General features: G+C 50.2%; 4 protein-coding genes. All 4 read left to right on the top strand.

The annotated features are described in order from the left end of the window. Positions 1-1,795: YjbH domain-containing protein (locus ABYT30_RS14460; protein WP_373097229.1), on the top strand; the 1,795-nt coding region annotated here is incomplete at its 5' end. 27 nt (positions 1,796-1,822) lie between these two features. Next, positions 1,823-2,506 (top strand): dethiobiotin synthase, encoded by a 684-nt coding sequence (bioD, locus tag ABYT30_RS14455; protein ID WP_373097227.1) that lies wholly within the window; start codon positions 1,823-1,825, stop codon positions 2,504-2,506. A gap of 289 nt (positions 2,507-2,795) precedes the next feature. After that, positions 2,796-4,583, top strand: coding sequence for an acyl-CoA dehydrogenase C-terminal domain-containing protein (locus ABYT30_RS14450; protein WP_373097224.1), 1,788 nt, complete (start codon positions 2,796-2,798; stop codon positions 4,581-4,583). Positions 4,584-4,650: 67 nt separating this feature from the next. After that, positions 4,651-5,781, top strand: a 1,131-nt coding sequence (locus tag ABYT30_RS14445) for an acyl-CoA dehydrogenase family protein (protein WP_373097220.1), incomplete at its 3' end; no start/stop codon positions are given.

The raw sequence follows: 5,781 nt of genomic DNA, 5'->3' as shown, positions 1-5,781 counted from the left end.
GTTATTTCCTGGTCTTAATTTTGCCGTAGGCGAAATGGATTTTGGTGGCTCGGTCAATGAATACGACACTAAGTACGCTGTGGCAACATGGCAGTACGGTCCTGTGCGCACCAGTTTGGGTGTGGGTACTTACGACGGTCGCGTGCAAGGTACTGGGCGTTTGGATGGCGTGTATGGTGGCGTCGAGTTTGCGGCAATGGACTGGCTAAGTGTCATCCTGGAAGACGACGCCTACTCATTGAATGCAGGTATTCGGGTCTCTACTCCAAAGGAATGGTTGCCGGGTGGTTGGCAGGCGTCCATGTTGTGGATGAACTCCGCAGAGGAGGGCGTGGACGATCGTCAAGATTGGTACGGCTTTAATGTTAAAATTCCACTGGCAGCCGAATATGCGCGAGTGCTCCCCAAGAGTAGAGCTCGTCCTGCTGCGGATTTGCGTGCCGCGCCAGTTGTTGCACAGTCCTATGGTAGTGACGACGTATTAAGCGAAAACCCCTTGCTTGCACCGCCGACAAGTACCCCGGCTGACGCTATGTCTCGTCTGGACGCAGTGAACGCGGAGCGCGCATTACGTAGTCGTTTTGTCGCCGCCAACTTTGAACAAGTGCGGGTGCAAAAATACGGGCACGAATGGATTATTGCCTTCGAAAATGTGCGGTATAACGCCAATGATATTGACGCATTAGGGGTTGCTGCGGGTGTTGCCGCAACGTCTCTTCCGGATGGGGATCGTTTTTATCTGCAGCTAGAAAAATACGGTGTTGCTACCTTTGGTCTCGGCGGCGATGTTACGCAGTGGAAGGCATTTTTAAGCGGCAATGGCGCAATGCCGGAGTCGGTCATGGTGACGGCGCCAAGCAGCAAGTTCAGGCGCAATAGCACTGACGGTGGCATTTTTGCGACAGCTTTAAAAAATAGCATCGATTATTTGGCGTTTCGCCCCGATGTGCGTATCCGCCCGATTTTGTCATCAACGGTGGGGACTGAGTACGGGGTATTTGATTACTCGCTAGCGGCGCGGGCTGATGTGGTGCTGCCGTTGTGGCAGGGCGCCGCGTTTAATATCAGTCGTGACTGGAATGTTAATGACACCAAAGATTTCACGCGCGAAGGAATCTACGGTGGCGTGTTTTATAACCAACGGGTAACCGAAGGGGTCAAAGATCGTATTTTTAGCCAAACCTTTCGTCATGGCCAAGGCTTTACTAGCATGATTTCTTACGGTCGTTTCTATGGCTCGGTTGATGGCGCGTCAATTGAAAGCCGCTGGGAGCCAGGCGATGGTCGCCATCGTTTTAAAATTATAGCCACTGACTTTGAAGAAAAGCATCGTCCAGAGAATACCCATAATGCGCGTTTGTGGTCTTACCGTTATTTTGCCCAAAGTATTAATACTTCGGTGGATATTACTGGTGGCGACTTTTATAACGAAGATTCTGGCTACCGACTCGAATTTACGCAGCATGTAGGTGATGTTCGCTTGCACCTATTGTACAAAACCTCTGAAGACAACTCATTTGCAACCATAGGCTTTACGGTTCCGTTAACACCTCGCAAAGGGATGGGACGAGTTGCTGGTGTACATGTTGAAGGTCAGGCTAACTGGGCTTATGGTATAACCACAATTCTCGGCGAGCAGGGCAACCGCTTAGTATTTGGGCCGAATATTATTCCTACTGTATACAATGATTTACGCAATACCTACTTCAACGGTGATCGTTTAAATGGCGCTTATGTTCGCGCTAATCAGGAGCGTTTAGTTGATGCGTGGCGGCGCTACGGTGGGGATAAGTGATTCCCGCAATTGGCGAGAGAGCTTAATTTGAAGTCTAAGCACTTTTTCATTGCCGGCACTGACACGGATGTCGGTAAGACCTTGATCGCTTGCGGTATATTGCGTGCCGCGGCAAATCAGGGTTTAAAAACCTTGGCAATAAAGCCGGTGGCCGCAGGTGCAGAGCAGACGGCTGATGGCTTGCGCAACAGTGATGCCTTGATGTTGATGGCGGCAATGACCGAGTCCTTGCCGTATGAACAGGTTAATCCCGTGTTGTTAGCGCCGCCGATTGCACCCCATATTGCCGCAGAGCAAGCAGGGAGGCGTTTGAGTGTCTCCCAGTTAGCGGGCTTTTGTCGCGGTGTAATGATGCGCAAGGCCGATCTGGTATTGATTGAGGGGGCTGGCGGTTGGCGGGTGCCCTTGAACCAAGGTGAAATGTTGTCTGGTTTAGCGATAGAGCTGCGGACACCGGTTATTTTGGTGGTCGGAATGAAGCTGGGCTGTATTAATCATGCGGTGTTGACCGCCGAGGCGATTCAGGCAGATGGTCTTGTTGTTGCTGGGTGGGTGGCAAACAAAATCGACCCTGAAATGGCGTGTTTTGACGAGAATTTGGCAACACTTCGCCGGCTTTTACCTGCACCCTGCTTGGGTGTAATTCCTAATTTAGCCCCAGTTGATCCCGCCATAGTTGCTGACCATCTCGATCTCTCATTGCTGCAATAGCATCGATCTTCGCTGTACTCCCCAGTTATTTGGTAATTTCTCTGTGTCATAGTGAATCCTCGGCTATGCTGCGTACTATGTGTCCTTTCTTGCGCGTGAGCGCTGTGTTTAGCCTGATCTAGCCACCGAATTCGCGTTTAAATCGCTATTATTTCTCTTGTCATTGACCTAAATGTCCTTTCTGTAAATCTAAAAACACTTGCAAGACGTAATAAAAGCGCTATAGTTGTCACTGTCAACATTGCCCGGCAGGCGCTGCCGTGGTTACCATGCACATGAGGTCTTTACCATGCCGCAATATACAGCTCCGCTCCGCGATATTAATTTCGTGTTAAAAGATGTACTTAAGAGCGATCAACATTTCGCTAGTCTTGCTACTCGTGAAGAGGTCAGTGAAGACTTAATGGACGCCATTATTAGTGAGGGCGCCAAATTTTCTGAAAATGTACTTTCGCCGCTCAATCAGCCTGGTGACCAAGAGGGTTGCACATGGTCTGAAGCGGGCGTAACTACGCCAAAAGGTTTTAAAGAAGCGTATCAGCAATATGCCGAAGGCGGCTGGCCGTCGATGACCGCTAACCCGCAGTTTGGTGGACAAGGTTTGCCGAATTCACTGGGCTTGGTCGTTACTGAAATGGTGAGTTCAGCTTGCTGGTCTTGGGGTATGTATACCGGCTTGTCGCAGTCCGCAGCGCGTTTGCTTGAAGTTTATGCCAGCGACGAATTGCAAGAAACCTATCTTCCAAAAATGACTGATGGTACTTGGGGCGGCACGATGTGCTTAACCGAGTCTCACTGTGGTTCGGATCTTGGGCTTTTGCGTACTAAAGCCGAGATGAATGCCGACGGTAGCTACAATGTGACCGGCACCAAGATTTTTATCTCGGGTGGCGAGCACGACATGATGGAGAATATTATCCATCTGGTTTTGGCACGAGTTGAAGGCGCGCCAGAGGGCACCAAAGGTATTTCGCTGTTTGTCGTGCCTAAGTTTTTACCGGATGCGAATGGTGACGTTGGTGAGCGCAATGGCGTGCATTGCGGCAGCATTGAACACAAAATGGGTATCAAAGCGTCTGCAACTTGCGTGATGAACTTCGACGGTGCCAAGGGCTTTTTAGTTGGCGAAGAAAATCGCGGTTTGAATGCGATGTTCCATATGATGAACTCAGCGCGTTTGGGCACTGCGTTGCAGGGCTTGTCGGCCGGTGAAGCGTCTTTCCAAGGTGCTTTGGCTTACGCTAAAGACCGTTTGCAAATGCGTTCTTTAAGTGGCCCGAAAAACCCCAATGGCCCCGCAGATCCGCTGATTGTTCACGCTGACGTGCGCCGCATGCTACTTACCCAGAAAGCCTTTGCTGAAGGCAGCCGCGCCTTTATCTATTGGGTTGCACAATTGGTTGATACCTTCTACTTCTCCGGTGACGAGCAGGCGCGCAAAGATGCCGAAGAGCTGTCTGAATTACTGACGCCAATCGCAAAAGCTTTTGTTACGGAAACTGGCTTAGAGTCCGCCAATTACGGTATGCAAGTCTTTGGTGGTCATGGCTTTATTTCTGAGTGGGGAATGGAGCAGATTGTTCGCGACCTTCGTATATCGACACTTTATGAAGGTACTACCGGCATTCAAGCACTCGATTTACTTGGTCGTAAAGTGATGGGTAGTGGTGGTAAACAGCTAGCCGTGTTCACTAAAATCATTCACGGTTTCTGCAAAGAGCAGCAAGACAAGCCAGGCATGGCACCCTTTGTGGCAAAGCTTGCTGAGTTGAACAAAGAGTGGGGCGAAATTACCGGTAAACTTGGTGAAAAAGCCATGAGTAATGCCGACGAAGTGGGTGCTGCTTCAGTAGACTACCTGATGTACGCTGGTTATGTATCGCTGGCCTATATGTGGGCGAGAATGGCGTCGATTGCTCTCGATGGCGAAGCCGATGATGCGTTCCTCAAGGCCAAGGTGCAAACGGCTGCGTTCTATTATCAGCGTATTTTGCCTCGTACCGAAGCGCATAAAATTGCAATGTTAAACGGCGCCGAGAGCTTAATGGCAATGTCGGAAGACGCATTTGCCTTCTAAGCGCCTTTCATAATATGACTTTGATTGCGGCGGCCTAGTGTCGCCGCAACTATAGAGGAAACTTAAAATGCCAGAATATAAAGCTCCCCTCCGTGATATGCAGTTTGTGTTGCACGATGTTTTTCAGGCAGAGAAACTCTGGGAAACTATGCCGGCAATGGAAGAGGTCAATCGTGAATTGGCTGATGCCATTCTGGAAGAAAGCGCTAAAATTAACGAAAGCCTCATCGCGCCGCTAAGTCAGCCGGGTCATGAAGAAGGAGTGACCTGGGCTGATGGTGTTGTTACGACACCTAAAGGTTACCCTGATGCGTTTAAACAGCTGGCTGAGGGCGGCTGGGGTGGTTTGTCCGGTGCGCCAGAATACGGCGGGCAAACTATGCCGAAAATGTTGGTGCTGCTATTTGAAGAAATGCTGTACTCCTCGAATATTGCAATGGGTTTATACCTGACTCTGACCTCTGGCGCGGCGCTGGCAATTGCTAGTCATGCTTCTGAAGAACTGAAAACCAAGTACTTGCCCAATATGTACTCGGCGAAATGGGCTGGCGCGATGTGCTTGACCGAAAGCCATGCAGGTACTGATTTAGGGATGATCCGCACCAAGGCTATCCCGCAAGCCGACGGCAGTTATAGCATTAGTGGCACCAAGATCTTTATTACGGGTGGCGATCACGATCTCACCGAAAACGTGATTCACTTGGTTTTGGCTAAATTGCCAGATGCGCCTGCCGGTTCTAAAGGTATTTCTTTATTCCTAGTGCCTAAGATTAAAGTGAATGACGATGGCAGCCTAGGGGAAGCCAATGGCGTCACCTGCGGTAGTATTGAGCACAAAATGGGCATCAATGCCTCTGCTACCTGTGTCATGAATTTCGATGGCGCTGAAGGCTATTTGGTTGGTGAAATCAATCGCGGTCTGCAGGGCATGTTTACCATGATGAACTACGAGCGTTTGTCAGTGGGGATTCAAGGCTTGAGCGCGGCCGAGGCGGCGTATCAGTGGTCGTCTATTTATGCTCGCGAGCGCATTCAAAGCCGCGCGCCATCAGGCCCAGTTAATAAAGACGGCGCAGCCGATCCCATCATTGTTCACCCCGATGTTCGCCGCATGCTGCTCACCCAGAAGGCTTATGTTGAGGCGGGTCGCGCTTTTGCGGTATACGTTGGCAAGCAATTGGATTTGTCTAAATTTGCT

Source organism: Zhongshania sp. (assembly GCF_041623545.1).
In the GTDB taxonomy this organism is placed as follows: Bacteria; Pseudomonadota; Gammaproteobacteria; order Pseudomonadales; family Spongiibacteraceae; genus Spongiibacter.
Note: the sequence above shows the minus strand (reverse complement) of the source record. Positions and strands in the feature narration are given on the sequence as shown.